Source organism: Balneola sp. EhC07 (assembly GCF_001650905.1).
Classification (GTDB): domain Bacteria; phylum Bacteroidota; class Rhodothermia; order Balneolales; family Balneolaceae; genus Balneola.
Genome location: NZ_LXYG01000018.1, coordinates 281,439 through 300,581, shown reverse-complemented (window position 1 = coordinate 300,581; position 19,143 = coordinate 281,439). Strand labels below are relative to the sequence as shown.

The window sequence follows — 19,143 nt, the reverse complement described above, 5'->3', positions numbered from 1 at the left end:
AAATGAAAACACTTCTAACAGGCTCATCCCGCGGAATAGGTAAATCAATCGCTGAATTGTTATTAAATAACGAGCATGAAGTTATTGGTGTGTCCACATCCACCAATAACCAATTCACTAATAACAAATACCGTCATACGGTTTGTGATTTATCTAACCCAGCCGAAGTAAACAAACTAAAGCAGCTATTCACCGAAGACGAAGTCCCGGAGGTATTAATTAACAATGCAGGAATATTCATAGAAGCACAGTTTGAGGATTCTGATGATGACTGGATGGATAAATGGGATAGAACCCAACAAGTTAATCTTCGGTCTATGGCTTTGATCTCGAAATGGGCGATCAATGCGTGGAAAGAACGAGGAATAGAAGGGAGGATCATCAATATTGCCAGCAGAGCCGGAGTTCGAGGCGACACAGGCGAATACGCAGCTTATGCAGCCAGCAAAGCCGGAATGATCGCTTTCACCAAAAGTATAGCTCGTAGTTTCGGCAAAGACGGAATTACCGCTTATTCCATTGCTCCGGGTTTTGTAAATACAGATATGGCTCAAGGTTCAATCGAAGTGTACGGAGAAGATTATCTCACTAAAGATCTTGCATTAGATTCCATCGCTCCACCGGAGCAAATCGCCGAGATGGTGTTATTGCTTGCATCCGGAAAACTTACCCACGCTACCGGACAAACTTTTCATATTAACTCGGGTAGTTATTTGGTGTAGTGGTTTGTTAAGCCACAGAAGCACAAAGGCACGGAAATGAACTCGTCATCCCGAACTTGTTTCGGGATCTTTGTGGAGACTGTTAGTCCCATTTCACAAGAATATTTAAATCAAAGCTGTTGAAGCAGATCTTTAGATTTCTCCCTCCGGTCGAAATGACAAAGAAGAAATAAATCTCCCTTCGAAGGGAGACAGATCGAGTGCTTGCACGAGATCAGAGGGATGTTTTTGGGGCTTGGAGCCTAAAACACCACTCGCAAAATCATTTAGACAATGATTTTGAACTCCACTCAAGGGGAGATTGATCACCGATGCTTCTCATACATATTCGGTTTTAAAACTTCAGATAATTCAGTTAACATTTCGGAAGGAATAGTTACTGATTGTGATTTTATAACCTCATCTAGTTGTTCCATTGTTCTTATCCCGATGATAGCTGATTCTACAGCCGGATGTTTATTCACATACTGAATAGAAGCTGAAAGTGAATTTTTAGTTTTAGAAACAGCTTTTTGCATTAGCTTTACTTCTTGTTCAGAATATCCCAAATATTCTTTAGCGGGTTTATCGATCAGCATTCCTTTTGCAAGAGTTCCTCGGGTAATTACGGAGATATCTGATTTGTTTAACATATCCAGACATTCTTCTTCAGGACGTCGATCCAGTAAACTGTACTGCATCATTACAGAGCTCATATTCGATCTTTTGATCCATTCTTCGATCACATTGGGGCGGATGGAGGAAATACCATAGTTAAGTATTTTTCCTTGTTCTTTAAGGATCTCAAAAGCTTCAATGGTTTCATCAATTGGATCATCCAGCGTTCCGCCATGTAACTGATACAGATCTATATAATCGGTTTGGAGTCGCTCTAAGCTTTTATCTACGGTTTTAAGAATGTATTCTTTGGAGGGATTCCATCGCCAGTCGGTGCCTGATTCATTCCACTCATTACCAACTTTTGTAGCTATTCGAACCCGCTTCCGAAAAGGAGAGAGTGCCTTTCCAACTATTTCTTCATTCCAACCTTTATCATAAAGATCGGCAGTATCAAAGAAAGTGATTCCTTTATCGACGGCGGATCTTAATAGTTCGATATTGTCAGAACTCTTCGGATCCAAAGACATACAACCAAAGCCAATATTTCTTGGCTCGGGCAAGTTCATTGATCGGCTTTAGCAATTACCCAAACAGCGTGTATAATTCCGGGTATATATCCCAGAATAGTTAGCAAAATATTGATCCAGAAAGCAGAACCAATTCCCACGGTTAAAAAAACTCCAACCGGAGGTAAAAATACAGCAAGTATTATACGAAGTAAGCTCATAGAATTTTAATGGTTTTGAATTTTATTCAAAGAACGGGATTCAAAGCAGAAATAAAAACCAACCAAAATTATTTAACAGACTTTATGCACAGAGGTAAACCCATTACAGCATATAGTAAGTTGCAATCCTATACCATAATATGGTATAGATATATCTTATTATTAATTAAAGAATATATGGCTGAATCGAGTATTAAATATGAGAAAATTCTATTCTAAAAATGAGAATTGTATTCACATTTAATATATAAAGTTCATTTACAGCACTTAAATTATAAGTGATACGGAAGGACACTTATTACTTACAGGCGGCAATAATAAATGAACAGGTTTCTATTGACGTTTTGTGCTGTTTTATTTTTCGTTTCAAACACTGCAGCACAAAATGATACTATCGGATCGGGCTTAAGCGAAACGGCTCTGATTGAATTTTTACGTACGAACTATACTCCATCAAGTCCAAAGGATTATGATGAAGCCAGAGACTCCATGTATCAGCATTTGGATGTAGATGCCTCTGATAGTTTAACTGGAGTGTATTCGGGACTCAGAGCTAAAGCAGATGGTTCGCGAACTCCTTCAAATGATTCTCTTAGTTTTAATACGGAGCATTCCTGGCCGCAAGGATATTATGATCATTCCGAACCAATGAGAGGAGATATCCATCAGTTATATCCGGTTTGGAGTTCTGTAAATTCGTCCAGAAATAATCATCCTTTCGGGGAAGTAAACGATAATACCACCACTTCCTGGTGGTATTGGAAAAATGGCAAAAAGGAAGAAAGCATTCCTTCAGTAGATATAGATCTTTACAGTGAATATGGGAATAGCACTTTTGAGCCACGTGAAGATCATAAAGGCAATGCAGCCAGAGCTATGTTTTACTTTTGGACGATCTATCAAAATAATACTGATGTTGCAAACGATCCTTTTGATAACGAAGCTTTTTTTAACGGGATGAAGGAAACGTTGTACCAATGGCATCAGGATGATCCGGTTGATGCTGCTGAAATTCAGCGAAGCGAAGGAGTCGAAAGCATCCAGGGAAACAAAAATCCTTTTATTCATGATACCACATTAATACGAAGAGCTTATTTCTACGAAGAACCTACGGCTTCCACCTTACCGGATGTATACATTTCAGAAGTGTACGAAGCTAACGGAGGAACTGTAAAATATGTGGAGTTATTTAACACAACAGATTCCGATATCAATTTTGTGACCAATGACTGGGCGTTGATACGTTATAGTAATGCAAACGGAACAGGTAGTGGAAATACAATTTCATTAACCGGAACCATTAAATCTAAAGATTTCTATGTGATCGGAGATGATAATGCATCAAGTGGTGTGCAATCTATATTCGGAGAAGGAATAATTGACCAAAATGAAAGTGGTATTAATCATAACGGAAATGATAAATATACATTGGTAAAAGATGCTTCGGGTACACCTGAACAAATTGATGCTTTTGCAGGAGATAATATCGGGAACGGTTCAGATTTTTCGAAAAATCAGGTTGCGTACAGGATCTATTCTGAACTCCCTAATGATGGAGATTTTGGTCAGACTTCAGTTTCAGCAAACGGAGTCACTGTAGCTTCAGGAGACTGGAAGGTTTTTGATATTTCTTCAAGTAATGCGAATGCAAAATTAGTAGCAACTCCGGGGTACAGTAAAGGGATAGAATCTTCAAAGCTCACAGAAAATATGATTACAGGATCAGCAGGATGGAGGTTGATCTCAATTCCATCAAATACGCCGACTCTTGCTCAAATTTCTGATGATGTGCGAATCAATGGAGTTGATAACGGGGAAGATGCCAATATTTTTACCTATAACAATTCAGGTTCTTATTCTACTCCATCTACCTTAAATACAGCTTTAACTAAAGGAGAAGCTCTGGCGGTTTACTTCTTTGATAATAATGTTTCGGGAAGTACAGAATTGCCTATTGTTTTGGATCTTGAATCTGATCAAAGTGACCCAACATCAGATGTGAATGTTTCTTTGAATACTTCCACAGAGGAGAGTAGCTCTTATTTTACACTTGTCGGAAATCCGTTTCAAAGTAATTTTGATATGAATTCCGTTACTGCGGATGCTTCCATTCAGACCAATATTCATTTATTGGAAAATGGATTGTATTATGCGGTAGACAGAACTTCTTCAATAGTACTACCGTGGCAAGGTTTTTGGATTGAATCTCCAAATTCAAATACTTCATCGTCAATTACATTTCCTACCAGCGGGAAGACTAGTTCTGATGCAACTCAGAATGCCTATTCTAAGCAGTTTGCCGAAAATTATGAGATTCAATTCAAGCTTAGATCAAATATAACTTTTGATCAAGGATGTCGAATTACATTCCGAGAAGATGCAATATTCGGTCGGGATAGATTTGACGCCTCAAAACTAACACCTACTGTTTCTGAATATGCAATTTTATCCTGTCTTGAAGAAGAAACTACAAAATCAGTGCATTCGTTACCGGAACTAGAACAATCTGAAGTTCAGATTCCGTTACATATCGACTCATATAATGTAGAAGATGAGCTGGAATTGGAATGGGAAATAAGCGAAGCTCTTCTGAACAATGCCACTGTGGTTCTCAGAGATGTTAAAAAAAATACCGAAAAAGTGCTTTCAGGATTGGGAAATTTCTCATTTGAGCACTCGTCAATATCAACTCAAAGTTCTAAAAATAGAATTTCATCTCTTGAGGCAAATCCGGTTAAAATGAAAGAGAGGAGTTCAGAACGTTTTGTTTTGATCATCAGTCCGTCAACGATAGTGAGTAATGAAGAAGAGAGTATTGGAATAACTGAATTTAGTTTGGAACAAAATTATCCAAACCCATTTAATCCTTCAACAAGTATAAGATATTCTTTGAGTAAAGCGTCAAATGTTTCATTGAAGATATATTCTTCTACAGGACAGGAGGTAGCTACACTCGTTCAAACTTACCAAAGCAAAGGGGCTAAAACTGTTGAATGGAATGCATCTCATTTAGCAAGCGGTATTTATTATGTTCAGCTTAGAACAAACGGTTTATTGAAAACCATTAAGATGACTTTGTTAAAATAAAAAAGCCTGATAAAACAGTGTTTTACCAGGCTTTTTGTACCAAAGAGGGGAATCGAACCCCTACTCCGTGAGGAACACGAGTTTGAGTCGTGCGCGTCTACCAGTTCCGCCACTTTGGCTTAAGAGATTCCAAAGATAAGTGTGTTTGAAATTCTTAACAACCGTTTTCTTAATTATATCCATTAGGATTTTCAGATTGCCATTTCCAGGCATCTTCACACATTTCTTTAATGCCACGTTCTGCTTTCCATCCAAGTTCGTTTTCCGCTTTTGCAGGATCAGCATAACATGTCGCGATATCGCCTGATCGTCGAGGACCTATTTTATAATCTACCTTTTTACCTGAAGCATTTTCAAAAGCTTTGATCATATCAAGTACACTGGTTCCTTTTCCTGTTCCCAGATTATAAATGACCAGTCCCGGAGCAGATCTGAGTTTATCAATAGCTTTTAGATGACCAAGCGCAAGATCTACCACATGAATGTAATCACGAACTCCGGTTCCGTCGGGAGTAGGGTAGTCATCTCCAAAAACAGATAATTGCTTTAACTTGCCAACTGCTACCTGAGAAACATAAGGCATAAGATTGTTCGGGATGTCGTTGGGATCTTCTCCAATCAAACCACTTTTATGTGCACCCACTGGATTGAAATATCTGAGCAGTGCTATATTCCAGCTGTCATCTGACGTATACAAATCTTTTAGAATATATTCGATAAAGAGCTTTGTTCTTCCGTAAGGATTAGTTGCTGACAATGAAGACTCTTCTGTGATCGGTACGGATTCAGGATCACCATAAACGGTAGCCGAAGAACTGAAAACTAGATTTTTCACATCAAATTTTTTCATTACCTCGCAAAGAATTAGAGTACTATCCAGATTGTTCTGATAATACATCATAGGCTTTTGAACGGATTCACCAACGGCCTTATATCCTGCAAAATGAATTACTGAATCAATTTTATGACTCGAAAAAACGTTCTCTAAAGCAGCTCTGTCTAAGAGATCTTGTTCATAGAAGATCGGAGATTTTCCTGTTATAGATTCAACTCTGTTTAGAGATTCTTTACTGCTGTTAGAAAGGTTATCAACTACAATTACTTCATTGCCTAATTCAAGGAGTTCAAGTACGGTATGACTTCCGATATAACCTGCACCTCCGGTAACTAAAATTGCCATATTTTGCCTTTATTTAAATTCAAATCAGTTTATGATTTTGAAATTTTAAAACAAAACCGATTAGCAACTTAATAGTTCAATTGTGGAGAGAGTATAAAAGAAAAAGTTGTGCCTTTTCCTGATCCACTTTCAACAGACAACTTGGATCCGTGTAGTTCAAGAATTTTTTGGGCGATAGATAAACCTAAACCGGCTCCGGCTCCAACCGTTCTGCTTGGGTCTTCCTGATAGAAACGATCAAATATTCTCTGAATGTTTTCTTCCGCAATTCCTTTTCCTGTATCCGAAATGGTAAAACTTACATTGTTATCATCATTTTTTGAAATGATAGAAACTGTACCACCTTCCGGAGTATGTTTAAGAGCGTTGTCAATAAGATTTGAAATCGCTCTTTCCATAAGTGCGATGTCTGCATAAACCAAATTTGTAGGTTCGTCAGACAATACTGCCTCAAGTTTAATTCTTTTTTGTTCTGCAAGAGGTTTAAATTGCTGCACAAGGTCCTGAGCAAGTTCTGCCATGGAAACCCTTTCCATGTCGGGCTGAACATCCTGAGCATCAAATTTAGAGAGCTCGAATAATTCTTCGATCAACGTTCCTAACTTTTTAGTATTTCTAAGAACGATCTCATAATATTTGGATCTCTCTTCAGGATCAATGGAAGGTTCTTTTTGAAGGATAGTTTCTAAATATCCTTGAATGGAGGCTAGAGGGCTTCTCAGATCGTGTGAAACATTTGCTACTAATTCTCTTCTCAACTTGTCGATTTGTTTTATCTCGTCCATGTTAGCAACTAAGGTGTCTGCCATTTGATTAAAGGAAGAGCCAAGTAATCCTACTTCATCTTCAGAATTAACTTTTACGCGTTTGTCTAACTGACCTTGCTCAAATGATTTAACCGTTTCACTCACATGTCTCAATCGCCCTGTTAGCAATCTGAAAACGATCAATCCAAGAATCAAAGTAACTATCAGGATCAGTCCTAAGCCAATAAAAGTATTTCTAAGGATGTAACTATTTTGGACCATACCGGCTGCTTCATCATACTGCTGTCCTGATAGAATTACATATAAATAACAACCTTCGCTTCCCATAATAGAAATTGGAGCAACGGAGAATGGCTTTTTAACTCCGGCGTTTAACGGATCATCCCCATAAATGGGTAAGGTCTTACCATTCAAAAATTGATCCAGAGGCTCAGTATTAACGGTTGATAGTTCTAGTTTCGCTTCAGGATCTTGACTAGGATAAAACCATTTGATCATACCATTACTAGATAGTAGGTAAATATCGATCTCAGGATTTATCCCATTTAAATACTTTATCACAGATATGATACTATCGCCTTCGATTGAATCCATGAGATAAGGTTGAAAATGTGAGGACATATCATCTGCAAGCATTTTATTTACCTTTTGCCCGGTTTCATCAACAAACATTAGCGATGATGAAACGCCTAGGTATGCAAATGAAATTCCCAATGCTAATACCAGGACCAGAAAGGTGGAGGAAATCTTTGTATAAAAGCTTTTCTTAAAATTCATTGAATCCCTAATTCTTCCAGTTCAGCAAATTTATAACCCATTCCCCAAACGGTAGTAATATATTTAGGCTCTGAAGGGTTTTTCTCGATCTTACTCCTCAATCTGTTGATATGTGAATTTACAGTGTGACTGTACCCGCTGTATTGATATCCCCAAACCACATCGAGCAATTCCTGTCTGCTGTAAGCTCTGCCTGGATTATTTGCGAAAAGCAGAAGTAACTCAAACTCTTTGGAGGTCAACTCTATGAGTTCATCCTGCAACTGAACAGATCTTTTTTTCGGATAAATAACCAAGTCACCAAAATCCATTTGATCGAGTTTTGAACTATCTTCTGTTTCAGAAGCAGATGCTCTTCTTAAAAGAGCTTTCACTCTTGCAATAAGTTCTTTTATGGAGAAAGGTTTGGTCAAATAATCATCAGCTCCGTACTCCAGTCCCATTATTTTATCTGCCTCCTCAGCTTTAGCGGTAAGCATCAAAATGGGTATCTGTCGATCTTCTTTTCTGATAGATTTACAAATTTCAAACCCATCAACTTCAGGTAACATTACATCCAGTATGATCAGAGAATACTTGTTTTCGAGAGCTTTATTCAGAGCTATTCTTCCGTGGAAAGCTTGTTCTATTTCGTAATCATTATCGGTAAGTTGAATTTTAATTAATTCTGAAAGGTCAGAATCATCTTCAACAATAAGAATTGGATAAGCTGTTGAACTCATATTATACTTTTAATGAGAAACTAAGTCTTCACCAAAATAAAAGTATCACACAGAAATAACATTATTTATCATCAGAAATGTTCTCTAGCTCGTTAAGTACGGAGATGCATATTTTATCCATTTTAGTAATAGAAGCACGAATCTCAGAATCATCTTTGTCTTCCCAGAGCAATATTTTTGCATGTTCATACTCTTCAAGAATTCCATTAAGTCCCAGCATCTGAGCTACAGGCTTTATCTTATGACCGGCTTTACGAAAAGCATCTTCGTTTCTGAGTTCGAGATATTTTGAATAATTCGTTTTGAACTCAGAAAAAGAAATAACGGCGGCTTCCGAGAACTCCTTTATATAACGTTCATCGCCGTATAACATCTCATTTAGAGCAGTAAAGTCTATTAGTTTTGCCATATTTATTCGTTTACTGCTTCTTTTATAAAATGAGGCGAGGGTTTGCCAAACTCATCCAAATGAACAAAGATTATCTCATCTATTGTGATAATCGTTTTCTTTTCAAATTTCGTTCGAACCTCACATTTAACTGTAATAGAAGTTGTTCCAAATTTAACTGTTTCCATTCCAATTTCAATAACTTCACCTAATGGTGCTGAATTCACGAAATTGATCTCTGACATATATTTAGTAACAATATTGCCTTTGCCCAGTTGGCACAAAACAAAAATAGCTGCCTCTTCATCAATCCAGCTCAGTACTGTTCCACCAAACAACGTTCCATGAGCGTTAAGATCTTGTGGCTTAATGAGTTTTCTACTAAAAAATCGCATGAAAATATTTTTTACTAAAGGTACGATGTTTATTCACATTGAACCAAATAGGTTTGTTCAATATGTAGATTCTAATACTTAAGCATTTTTTAATCTAAAGTTTGGAAATGAAATGTAACAATGGGCACTACTCAATCTCTATAAGTATAGAAGAAATACTCAGAACAAGGACAAAATTTTCTATACAGAATGAAAACTATTGCATTAACAAACCAAAAGGGTGGTGTTGGTAAAACAACTTCAACCATTAATATTGGTGCCGGTTTAGCTAAGTTGGGAAAAAAAGTATTATTAATTGATCTTGACCCTCAAGCTAATCTTACGTACTCATTAAAAATGCATTCCAATCGTATGGAAAAAACTATTTATCATACGTTGAAGGGTAAAGCTAAGGCGCATGAAGCTATTGTAAAACACAATGGTTTTGATTTTATCCCGTCATCTTTAGAATTATCCGGAGCCGAACTAGAACTGGCTAACGAACCTGCCAGAGAGGGATTGCTAAAAAATGTGCTTGAGCAAATTAAAGATGATGAGTATGATTTTGTACTTATTGATTGCCCACCTAACCTTGGTCTGTTAACGTTAAATGCTTTTACTGCTGTTGAAGACATATTTATAGTGCTTCAATCAGAATATTTAGCACTTCATGGCTTATCTAAATTATTAGATTTAATAAAAATAGTACAGCAAAGGTTGAATAACAGGTTAGCAGTAGGAGGCATTATTTGTACACTCTATGATAGTCGTAAAAACCTTAACAAAGAGGTAGTAGGGCATATACAAGACTATTTCGGAGATAAGGTATTTAGTACAATTATAAGAGATAATGTTGCGCTCGCAGAAGCTCCAAGTCATCACAAGACCATCTTTGAATATGATGGGAAGAGTAATGGGGCAAAAGATTACTTTGCACTAGCTAAGGAAATAAAGAACGGCCATTAGAAAATGTCTAAAAAAACGAGTTTGGGACATAATCCTTTAGCTTACAGCTTAAAGAGTCATGCCTCATTCGATTTTATTAAAAATACTCAAGACACTTCTGATACTAGTAATGTCGAAAAACCTAAGCAGAAAAAAGTGACAAGCTATTATTTACATGAAGAGACTATTGACAGAATTAAAGCAGTTGCAGAGCAGAAAGGCGAATCATACAGTTCTGTTGTAAATGATTTCTTAAAAGTAATGCTTGATAAAGAAAATCAGAAAGAATAGTTCTGATTTGACCCTTCCAATTTTGTATACTTTTGCCAGATAAAATGGCATATGTTTTTCGAATACACTTCTAATTCTATTATAAATTTATCCGATAAATTCTTAGATATCCTATCTAAGAATTCTCCATTGGATCCTTTTTCCAAAAACTGGATTATTGTTCAAAACAATGAAATGCAGCAATGGATAAAGTTGCAGGAAGCTAGCAAACGATCAATTTCTGCTAATAACGAATTCATTTTGCCATCGGAGTTTTTATGGAAACTGTATAGGTTACACAGACCTGAACTACCAAAGAATCTGCCATCTGATCGATTACCTATGCAAGTATCTATATTTGAGATACTTAATAATGATAATTATTTGGTTCGGGAGATCACAGGAAAAGAATCCTTAGATCCAAAATTATTACTTCAGCTCAGTACCTCTATCTCGGACGTTTTTGATTTGTATCAGGTATTTCGACCTAAATTAATTCAGAAATGGGAGGAGAATAAGCTCAATTATCATACAAAGCATGAAATTTGGCAAGCGAAGTTGTGGCGAAAATTATCAGATTTCTGGTCAACAAAAGAGGAGGTTGTAACTAGAGTTGATGCATTTAATTCGCTGGAAGAATGGATCAGTGTTGGCTCTTTTCCGGTTGCTAAATTACCGGACAAAATATGGATTTTTAGTCTTCCTCATTACTCAAAACCCTTTGCAGATATTATATCTTTATTAGCTAACAAAATTGACGTTCATGATTTTGGATATGCTTATGAAAAAGTGGTAAATAATTCTGATGACAATTCTTTCTCACAATCGCTTTTAAAAACACATCTTGATAATAAACTGGTTGTTGATGACAGCCTGCAAAGTGCCGGGGGTGATGTTCAGAAAGTGCCGATTCCTGAAGAGAATTTTGAATCTTCAACGCTAAAAAAAGTTCAGGGAATTCTTCAGAATAGGATTACAACAGATACTGGACTAGGAGACAAGACTTTACAAATCCATTCCTGCTATAATATCAGAAGAGAAGCGGAATTACTAAAAGATAAGTTGCTTAAAGCTTTTAATGAAGATCCTGAACTAAAACCAGAAGAATGTATGATTCTGGTTCCTAAAATAGATGATTATAAAAACATATTGATTGATGTTCTTTCTGAAGCTGTAAATGAACCTAATATTCCACTGGGAAAGGCATTTGAAGATCGCTCTCAGTTACCAAAAAATACTTTTTTAGAACTTTTATCTGTATTGAATTCAGATTTTAAAGTTAATTCCGTTCTGGAGTTCATTAACAATCCAATTATATCAGATAAATGGAAATTTTCAGAGGACGAGCAAAAAATAATACGGAAATGGGTGGTTGATCTTCATGTACATCGTGGAGTAAATGATTCTGTCTTCTCATGGCTAACCGGCTTAGACAGACTATTCTTTGGTTATACAATGGAATCTGATTCCTTCAAGCTGGTAGAAGGAAAATCCGTCTATTCAAAGTTTTTGAATTCAGAATCTCTTGCTTTGCTTGCTAAATTATCATCTTTTATATCAAACCTTAAAGACCATATTTCTTCATTGCAAGGGGCAAATACATTTTCAGATTGGTTAAGAAAAATGGTTGTGCTCGCTGAGAATTTCTTATTAAAAGAATATGATGGTGAGTTTCAGGTAAAGAGTTTGATAAGCAGGCTTCAGGAACTACAAGCTAAAATAGAAGCAGTTGATATTAACCATACCATCAATTTTGAGTTGTTTTCAATATGGCTAAAGAAGCAATTTAAGGAATCTAATTCTGCTACGGTCTCATTTGGTCATGGTGTAAACTTAAGTGAATATGTACCTAATCGTAATATTCCCTATAAATTTGTTGCAATACTTGGTCTTAATGATAAAGTGCTTCCATCGCCTGTTCTGCGACCTGATTATGATTTGATACATCGACATCCTATTCCGGGCGACAGAATCGAAAAGCAAGAGCAAAGATATTTGTTTTTTGACATGATCCATTCTGCAAAAGAGAAATTACACATTAGTTATTTGGGACAGAATAGCCAGTCAATTGTGGAATCAATGCCATCTGTACTTCTTCAGGAATTAATAGAGACCTGCAAGGCTAGTGGGGTATCATTAAGTATTCAAAAGCACAGATTACACGGTTTCGAAAAGGAATATTTCAACAAAAATGATGCAGATCTAATAAGCTTTTCTGATAGAAGAAAGTTGCTTACAAAATTTATTTATGAAAATGAGCCTGAGAACGACAATTTATTCGAGCAAGATATGACCTTTCAGGAAGAGGCTAATAAATTCGAAATTTCACTTAGTGAACTCGTTTCTTTTTTTGCAGATCCACCAAAGACATTATGCAGAGAAAAACTTGGTATCTCTAACTATGATGATTTCAATGATCCAAGCGATCGTGAACTGTTCGAAACAAAAATGCTCGATAAGTATTTTTTAAAAGATTTTCTACAGGAGTCACTATTTGAAAATATAGACTTTGAGCAGATCAGGTCAGCTTCTAAAAGTAAAGGACTGGTTCCGGAGGGTTATCCGGGTGAAATAGACTTTAAAACTAACCTGAAGCTAATAAATAAGCTTAATCTGGTTCGGGAAAAATATGACTTGCAAACAAAATCCAGAATGGAAATAGATAGTGGTTCAGCTTTAAAACCCTATACTCTTAATGGAATAGTCAGTAATGTTTTTGAAGATTCACATGTAGAGATCAGATTAGGATCATTAAAAGGTAAGAACGTACTAAAACTATGGTTAAATCATATTTCCTTAAACCTTGAATCCGATTTTACCAGTGAGTTGTTTTATTTTGAAAAAGAGGAGCTTAAAAGTTTAAAAATAAACGCAAAGACAATAAGCCCTGACGCTGAGTTAATCCGTCTGATTAAATTCTATCATAAAGCACTGGAGCAACCTGCATCTCAAGTTTACCCAGTAGAAAGCAGTTTTGAATTTGCAAAAACTCATTTCAAAACCGGATCGGATAAAGAGGCGATCAAAAGTGCACAAGCAATCTGGAATGGTTGGGGAGAATTTTCAGAAAGCGATAGCTACTATAATAATCTAATGTATTCTGACATTGATTTCATAGAAAGTGAGCCTTTTCAAAAGTCATCCAAAGAGTTATGGCTCCCAATTTTAAAAGCAATAGGAGATATGTCTTGAAGTCTCTAGATGTTTTTAATATTGAGTTTAAAGGCCTTAATCTTGTAGAGGCGAGTGCAGGGACCGGAAAAACATACAATATCACTTCTCTGTATATCAGAGCTTTAATTGATCAGGAATTATCACCGTCTGAGATCCTTGTTCTTACATTTACTGAAGATGCCACGGCAGAGCTTAAACAACGCATCAGATCAAGAATTTCAGAATGTATAAATGCATTTAAAAATGGAAACCCGCACAACGATCCTTTTCTTCAGGAATTATTAAAAAGAGATCCAAAACAATCATTAAAACAATTACAATCTGCACTTTTTACTTTCGATGAGTCCGTTATTTCTACTATTCATGGATTTTGTCAAAAGTTATTGAAAGAATTCAGTACCGAACTTAACGTTCAATCTGATTTTAAAATTTTGACCGATCCTTCTGATCTGATACAAGAAAATGTGGATGAGTTCTGGAGAAAATTTATTCGTGATCATTCTGAATCTAGCGTGGGCAGAAAACTAATTGATCATTTTATTTCAGATAAGATAAATCCTGATAATCTAGCAGGACTTTTAAAACAAGTAATTAATAAACCATATGCCAGTTTAAAGCCGGCTTTGCTTACTGAAACTGAAAGAGATCTCATTTTTAATGATATAAAGGAAGCTTATTTAAGAATTCAGGAAAGGTGGCAAGAGGATAAAGCAGAACTTGAAGAAATTATTTTTTCAGGGAAAATGCATGGTGGGTGGTACAGACCGGGATCTTTTAAGATCTATTTTCAAAATTTTGAAGATTGGATAAGTCAATCAGAAACTCCGTTAAGTGGTTTTGAAAAACTAGAATCATTTGGACTCACAAAGATGGATAAGGGAACGAATAAAAGTTTTAACCCTGAATTTCCTGAGATTTGTGAGCTGATAGATGTCTTTTTGAGTAGATCTGCAGAAATGGATAAGATCGTATCTCACTTTAAAATAGAATGTATTCAGGAAGTTCAGAAAAAGATCTCTGCTCAAAAGGATAAAGATAATGTTCTCACATTTGATGATATTCTTCAAAAGGTAGATGAAAACCTGAACAAAGATCTGCAAAATAAACTTTCAGCTCTTTATCCGGTTGCTTTGGTAGATGAGTTTCAGGATACTGATCCCATACAATATTCGATCTTCAAAAGTATTTTTAAAGGATCTTCATCAGCTTTGTTCATGATCGGTGATCCTAAACAAGCGATATATAGTTTCAGAGGAGCAGATCTGTTTACCTATTTTCAAGCAACGAAAGATGTGCCTGACGAAAGAAAATATTCTCTGGATCATAATTATCGTTCAAATAAAGAGATGATCTCATCCGTAAATGAGATATTTGAGAACAAAGAAACTCCCTTTGTAGGTCAAAATCCGAAGTTCCGGTCAGCTAAATATCCTGAGAATAAAAAAACACCTCAGTTAAAATTAAACGGAAAACCTTGTGTCCCGTTTTCGATAGTTGATTGTGAATTTGACGGTAAAAAAGAAGAATGTTCAGATGTTGTCTGCGAATACGTTTCTGAACAAATTTCAGAGTTATTAAGTAAAGATTTTAGAATTGATAACCGTCTCGTACAGCCTAAGGATATTGCTGTTTTGGTAAGGAAAGGAGTAGAAGCTCAAGCTATTCAGTCGGCATTAATTGCAAAGAATATCAAAAGCTCAGTAAAAGCCAGGGAATCAGTATTTAATAGTAGAGAAAGCAAAGACCTCCTGATCATTTTAAAAGCGGTTGCCGATAGTTCAAATCCGGGAATGGTCAGAGCGGCACTTGTTACTTCTTTAGCGGGTTTCAATGCAAAAGATATAATTGATCTAGAAAGAAATGATGCAAGATGGGTAGAGATCAGTCGTGCTTTTTTACAAGCAGAAGAAAACTTTACTGAAAAAGGCTTGACCTCAGGATTTAAAATTCTGGATTCTTTTTTCAAGATAGGAGAGAATCTGGCCAAAAAAGATCAGCCTGAACGTCGGATAACGAATTTAGAACATATACTGGAACTTCTGTCTCAGGAAGAGCAAAAGACCAATGCTTCTATTTACACCTTGATCAGATACTTGAATAAAAAGACAAAAAAGAATTCAACTGTAACTGATGATGAATTGATAAGGCTGGAAAGTGATTCCGATCTTGTTACGATTTCAACACTTCATTCCAGTAAAGGACTTGAGTACCCCATTGTGTTAGTTCCTTTTTTATGGGATGATTTCGAAAGTTCGGGTTCAAAAGGATTAAAACTTACCGAATATCATGATAAAGAGAATCGGCTTTGTATTGATCTTTCTAAAAACCCGGACGAAGAAATTGTTTTACAAAGAAGGAGGGAGTCATTAGCAGATGCTATCAGATTAAATTATGTTGCCTTTACACGGGCTAAATATGCTTGTATAGTTCCTTTTGTTAATTATAAAGGCCTTTATAATTCACCATTGGTTGGCACCATATGTGATCCTGAAATAATTTTTGATGAATCGCTCAAGTCTAAAAACAAAAAACAGCTTTTTGAAGAAAGTTTATCTGTGTTAAATGAAAGTGAGAATATTGAATACCTGACTTCAATGGACATGTTGAATGCTTCTCTCGAAGGGACAGCGGTAAAGAGAGAACTAAGTAATGACTTTTCAGATGGTTTGTCAGTACAGGAGAATAAAAGGGGAGATCTCTTTGATTTCAAAAGAGTGTTGAGTTTTTCTTCTATTTCTTCAAATCATGAAACTGATAACCATAAAGATTATGATGAATTTGAAATGACGGTTGAGGAAACCATTTCAGATGAACTTGAAGAATCGAAAAGATCGAAACTTACCTTTCCAAAAGGAGCGGATACAGGAAATTTACTCCATTTTATTTTTGAAGACATTTCATTTAGTGATCACTCAAGCGTAGATGATGTAGTATCAGATAAGTTAAAACAACTTGGGTTTGACCCTGAATGGAAAGAAGTACTAAACGAATGGGTCTTTGAGGCTTTAGAACATCCGCTATTCGAAGATATGAGGCTTAAAGATCTTGAGGAGTCATCTCTTTTAAAAGAAATGGAATTTTATTTTCCGGTTAAAAACCTTTCCGCTGACCGGATTATTTCTGAAATAAGAAAAGATGTTGAGCTTGTTCAAAGTAAAAAGGAATCCATTTCAGGATTTATGAAAGGTTTTATCGATCTGATTTTCAGATTTAAAGGGAAGTTCTACATACTTGATTACAAAAGTAATTTTTTAGGATACGAAGTAGAAGATTACTCGGCTGAAAAACTACAAGATGCTATTTTCTCATCAAGCTATGATCTTCAGTATCATATCTATTCGGTTGCTCTTTATAAGTTTCTAAAACTCAGAACGCCGGAATTTGAGTACAATGAACATTTCGGAGGAGTTATATATTTGTTTTTAAGAGGAATAGATTCTGAACGGTCAGGTTCAGGTGTTTTCTTCGATAGACCAAAAGAGGAAATAATTGAATCGATAGCAACACTGATGGAGGATGCCATTGATTGAAATAAAGGCTCCATTTCTAAGATCGCTTCGCAAAGAGAATGAAATTGATCAATTCGAATTTGAGTTTATAAAATTTCTGGTAAGAAATTATCCGAACATTGAAGATAATGTCATTAAATGTGCTTTAATTGCCGTAAACGATCAATTGAATGGAAATATTTGCACTAATTTAGAGTCGTTAAGTGAATCAATTCTTGCTCAAGAGTTGGGAATTGATAAGATAGATCTAACAAAATTAAAGCACGAGTTAGTTTCGTCCGAAATAATTGGCTCTCCTGAAGAATACAAACCATTCATTTTAGAAAAGAATAATCTGTATCTCCATAAATTTTGGAGCTATGAGAATGAGTTGGTGAATTGGTTAAAAAAGAAGAGAAATGAACCCTCGGCTCTTATAGATTCAAATGTAGTTGATAAAGTAAATAGACTTTTTCCGGATACCGATGGGGATCTAAATTATCAAAAGCTGGCAGTCTTTTTATCGTTAACGAAATCTTTTTTGATCATTTCCGGGGGACCCGGAACCGGAAAAACATACACGGCCAAAAAAATAATAGAAGCGCTTAAGATCTATAACCCTCAAATCAATATTGCACTTGCTGCTCCAACGGGAAAAGCAGCTGATCGTTTAAATGAATCGATATCAGACATTAATGGGGATTTTAAAGCCATTACTCTGCATCGTCTAATTGGGGCAAGATCAGATGGTGAATTCAGGTTTAATGAAAATGAGAAGTTACTTCAGGATGTAATAATTATTGATGAAGCATCAATGCTTGATATCAGAATGTGGGTAAGTATGCTGAGAGCCCTGAAAAGCTCAGCGAAACTCATTTTACTTGGGGATAAAGATCAACTTTCATCCGTTGAAGCCGGTTCGGTATTAGGAGATATATGTTTTGAAGCTGATAATTACTTTACAAGTGAAATAACAGAAATGCTTTCTGAGCATGGAGTAGAATGTCACCGATCACATTCAGTTAATATTCTAAATGATCATATAGTTTTACTGAACAAGAGCTATCGATCGGAATTAAGTTCCGGAATTCCTCAACTGGCAAAAGCAATTAATGAAAAAAATCTAAAATCATTCGAGGAAGTAATTCGAGATTTTGATCAAGTTCAGTTACTTGAGCCTGACACTGAAAATGTAAATAGTCTATTAAACACTTATTCAGAAGAGATTGTAAATCAAAAATTCGATTCTCAGTTTTTATGCTCTAATAAAAAAGGAGTTTTTGGAACCGAAAATTTGAACCGACTTATTGAAAGTAAAATAAAAAGCTTGCTTAAAATTCCTGTGATCAATGAATGGTATGCCGGGCGAAGAATTATGATCACAAAAAATGATCCAATACTTGGTCTTAGTAATGGTGAGATTGGAATATGTATTCGTCTTGAGGATAATTCGTTTGTTGTCAATTTCGAGGACGATAAAGAAGTCAAGATCTCAGAGCTCCATAATTTTAGCTTAGCTTACGCTATTACTATTCATAAAAGCCAGGGTTCGGAATTCAATAGAGTATATATATTCTTGCCTGAGGAGCATAATTCTATTCTTTCTAAAGAATTATTGTACACAGGTGTAACAAGAGGGCGTAAAAATACTCTTGTAATAGGAAAAAGGGAACTGATAAAGCAAACACTAAGTAGTGAGATTAAGCGAAACAGTTCTATCCGTGAAAAATTAGGCCATAGACTTTAAAAAAAAGCCGTAACGCATATGCGCTACAGCTTTCTGATTGTACCCCGAAAAAGCCAACGTATTCATAGGAGATTGGATGATATCTGATCTCCTATTTTAATATCAGGTATTTTTGATATTAAATCCCTTAGAAATTCTTAATTATCAAATCAATAGAATCTAATATAACCGCATA

General features: G+C 35.8%; 14 protein-coding genes and 1 tRNA gene. 7 read left to right on the top strand and 8 right to left on the bottom strand.

The window, feature by feature from the left end:
• Positions 1-2: 2 nt before the first annotated feature.
• Positions 3-722, top strand: coding sequence for an SDR family oxidoreductase (locus A8B79_RS13210; protein WP_066223537.1), 720 nt, complete (start codon positions 3-5; stop codon positions 720-722).
• A gap of 305 nt (positions 723-1,027) precedes the next feature.
• On the opposite strand, the gene A8B79_RS13205 is transcribed toward A8B79_RS13210, so the two are convergent.
• Both A8B79_RS13205 and A8B79_RS13200 read right to left on the bottom strand, forming a co-directional pair.
• A complete protein-coding gene (locus tag A8B79_RS13205) occupies positions 1,028-1,888 on the bottom strand; it encodes an aldo/keto reductase (protein ID WP_066223535.1) in 861 nt (286 codons plus the stop codon).
• On the bottom strand, positions 1,885-2,049 hold the full coding sequence (locus tag A8B79_RS13200; RefSeq protein ID WP_066223534.1) for a YqaE/Pmp3 family membrane protein: 165 nt from the start codon (positions 2,047-2,049) through the stop codon (positions 1,885-1,887). Before A8B79_RS13200 ends, A8B79_RS13205 begins: the two co-directional genes overlap by 4 nt.
• A gap of 321 nt (positions 2,050-2,370) precedes the next feature.
• Between A8B79_RS13200 and A8B79_RS13195 the strand changes: the two genes are divergently transcribed.
• Complete coding sequence (locus A8B79_RS13195; protein WP_082894182.1) at positions 2,371-5,136, top strand: endonuclease; 2,766 nt, start codon at positions 2,371-2,373, stop codon at positions 5,134-5,136.
• Between the two features lie 37 nt (positions 5,137-5,173).
• On the opposite strand, the gene A8B79_RS13190 is transcribed toward A8B79_RS13195, so the two are convergent.
• The 6 genes from A8B79_RS13190 to A8B79_RS13165 form a co-directional block, all read right to left on the bottom strand.
• Positions 5,174-5,255 (bottom strand) — tRNA-Leu (locus tag A8B79_RS13190).
• Between the two features lie 50 nt (positions 5,256-5,305).
• Positions 5,306-6,316 carry a UDP-glucose 4-epimerase GalE gene (gene galE / locus A8B79_RS13185; protein ID WP_066223530.1) on the bottom strand — a complete coding sequence of 337 codons (1,011 nt, stop codon included), beginning with the start codon at positions 6,314-6,316 and terminating at the stop codon, positions 5,306-5,308.
• Positions 6,317-6,384: 68 nt separating this feature from the next.
• Positions 6,385-7,860 (bottom strand): sensor histidine kinase, encoded by a 1,476-nt coding sequence (locus tag A8B79_RS13180; RefSeq protein ID WP_066223528.1) that lies wholly within the window; start codon positions 7,858-7,860, stop codon positions 6,385-6,387.
• The gene (locus tag A8B79_RS13175) at positions 7,857-8,582 is read right to left on the bottom strand and encodes a response regulator transcription factor (protein ID WP_066223526.1); all 726 of its coding nucleotides are present in this window, start codon (positions 8,580-8,582) and stop codon (positions 7,857-7,859) included. Before A8B79_RS13175 ends, A8B79_RS13180 begins: the two co-directional genes overlap by 4 nt.
• 61 nt (positions 8,583-8,643) lie before the next feature.
• Positions 8,644-8,991: a taurine dioxygenase gene (locus A8B79_RS13170; RefSeq protein WP_235603727.1), complete on the bottom strand. Its 348-nt coding sequence runs from the start codon at positions 8,989-8,991 to the stop codon at positions 8,644-8,646.
• 2 nt (positions 8,992-8,993) lie between these two features.
• Positions 8,994-9,365 (bottom strand): acyl-CoA thioesterase, encoded by a 372-nt coding sequence (locus tag A8B79_RS13165; protein ID WP_066223525.1) that lies wholly within the window; start codon positions 9,363-9,365, stop codon positions 8,994-8,996.
• A gap of 189 nt (positions 9,366-9,554) precedes the next feature.
• Here A8B79_RS13165 and A8B79_RS13160 point away from each other — a divergent pair, with 189 nt between their 5' ends.
• Genes A8B79_RS13160 through recD form a run of 5 tightly spaced genes read left to right on the top strand, consistent with a single transcriptional unit; the run spans position 9,555 to position 18,968 of the window.
• Entirely contained in the window at positions 9,555-10,310 is a 756-nt protein-coding gene (locus A8B79_RS13160; RefSeq protein ID WP_066223524.1) for a ParA family protein, read from the top strand.
• 3 nt (positions 10,311-10,313) lie between these two features.
• A complete protein-coding gene (locus A8B79_RS13155; RefSeq protein ID WP_066223522.1) occupies positions 10,314-10,580 on the top strand; it encodes a hypothetical protein in 267 nt (88 codons plus the stop codon).
• 51 nt (positions 10,581-10,631) lie between these two features.
• The gene (locus A8B79_RS13150) at positions 10,632-13,751 is read left to right on the top strand and encodes an exodeoxyribonuclease V subunit gamma (RefSeq protein ID WP_066223520.1); all 3,120 of its coding nucleotides are present in this window, start codon (positions 10,632-10,634) and stop codon (positions 13,749-13,751) included.
• Positions 13,748-17,263 carry an exodeoxyribonuclease V subunit beta gene (recB, locus tag A8B79_RS13145; protein WP_161485175.1) on the top strand — a complete coding sequence of 1,172 codons (3,516 nt, stop codon included), beginning with the start codon at positions 13,748-13,750 and terminating at the stop codon, positions 17,261-17,263. The genes A8B79_RS13150 and recB overlap by 4 nt, the downstream gene beginning before the upstream one ends.
• The gene (recD, locus tag A8B79_RS13140; protein WP_161485174.1) at positions 17,256-18,968 is read left to right on the top strand and encodes an exodeoxyribonuclease V subunit alpha; all 1,713 of its coding nucleotides are present in this window, start codon (positions 17,256-17,258) and stop codon (positions 18,966-18,968) included. Before recB ends, recD begins: the two co-directional genes overlap by 8 nt.
• The last annotated feature ends 175 nt before the right edge of the window (positions 18,969-19,143 follow it).

Bases quoted from the DNA above. Each gene is read 5' to 3' on its own strand.
- A8B79_RS13210 (WP_066223537.1), top strand. From the start codon at position 3: ATGAAAACACTTCTAACAGGCTCATCCCGCGGAATAGGTAAATCAATC.
- A8B79_RS13205 (WP_066223535.1), bottom strand. From the start codon at position 1,888: ATGAACTTGCCCGAGCCAAGAAATATTGGCTTTGGTTGTATGTCTTTG.
- A8B79_RS13200 (WP_066223534.1), bottom strand. From the start codon at position 2,049: ATGAGCTTACTTCGTATAATACTTGCTGTATTTTTACCTCCGGTTGGA.
- A8B79_RS13195 (WP_082894182.1), top strand. From the start codon at position 2,371: ATGAACAGGTTTCTATTGACGTTTTGTGCTGTTTTATTTTTCGTTTCA.
- galE (WP_066223530.1), bottom strand. From the start codon at position 6,316: ATGGCAATTTTAGTTACCGGAGGTGCAGGTTATATCGGAAGTCATACC.
- A8B79_RS13180 (WP_066223528.1), bottom strand. From the start codon at position 7,860: ATGAATTTTAAGAAAAGCTTTTATACAAAGATTTCCTCCACCTTTCTG.
- A8B79_RS13175 (WP_066223526.1), bottom strand. From the start codon at position 8,582: ATGAGTTCAACAGCTTATCCAATTCTTATTGTTGAAGATGATTCTGAC.
- A8B79_RS13170 (WP_235603727.1), bottom strand. From the start codon at position 8,991: ATGGCAAAACTAATAGACTTTACTGCTCTAAATGAGATGTTATACGGC.
- A8B79_RS13165 (WP_066223525.1), bottom strand. From the start codon at position 9,365: ATGCGATTTTTTAGTAGAAAACTCATTAAGCCACAAGATCTTAACGCT.
- A8B79_RS13160 (WP_066223524.1), top strand. From the start codon at position 9,555: ATGAAAACTATTGCATTAACAAACCAAAAGGGTGGTGTTGGTAAAACA.
- A8B79_RS13155 (WP_066223522.1), top strand. From the start codon at position 10,314: ATGTCTAAAAAAACGAGTTTGGGACATAATCCTTTAGCTTACAGCTTA.
- A8B79_RS13150 (WP_066223520.1), top strand. From the start codon at position 10,632: ATGTTTTTCGAATACACTTCTAATTCTATTATAAATTTATCCGATAAA.